We start from the raw sequence: 496 nt of genomic DNA, 5'->3' as shown, positions 1-496 counted from the left end.
ATATGAACAAAATCCATACACACCCCTACAAAATCAAGAACAACAATTTCAACAAAACGCATACGACACACGTCCAAATTATGAATATCCTCAAAATCCATATGTAGCACCGCAAAATCAAGAACAACAATTTCAACAAAACGCATACGACACACGTCCAAATTATGAATACCCTCAAAATCCATATGTAGCACCACAAAATCAAGAACAACAATTCCAACAAAACCCATACCCAACTCAACCACAACAACCGCAATACCAACAACAAATGTATCAACCAAACTACGACGCACGTGTCTCACCACCTAAACCACCAACAATCGATCCAACTCAACCACAAATTTTACCGCCTGGACCAACATTAGATATTACACAACCACAAATCTTACCACCTGGACCAATTACAGAACCGACACAACAACAAATTCAGCAAGTTGTCGGCACACAATTTTTGCCTTTAAAGAAACCTGTACTAGATTTCGTAAAACCTTGGGTA

1 protein-coding gene is annotated in these 496 nt (G+C 38.7%); it reads left to right on the top strand.

The window, feature by feature from the left end:
* Window positions 1-496 (top strand): hypothetical protein (locus tag MR079_RS28375; protein WP_242295085.1); only part of this gene is annotated, 496 nt, incomplete at both ends.

It is taken from the genome of Bacillus cereus group sp. BfR-BA-01381 (assembly GCF_022663555.1).
Lineage (GTDB): Bacteria > Bacillota > Bacilli > Bacillales > Bacillaceae_G > Bacillus_A > Bacillus_A pacificus.
The sequence above is the reverse complement of the archived record's forward strand: the minus strand, read 5'-3'. Positions and strand labels throughout refer to the sequence as shown.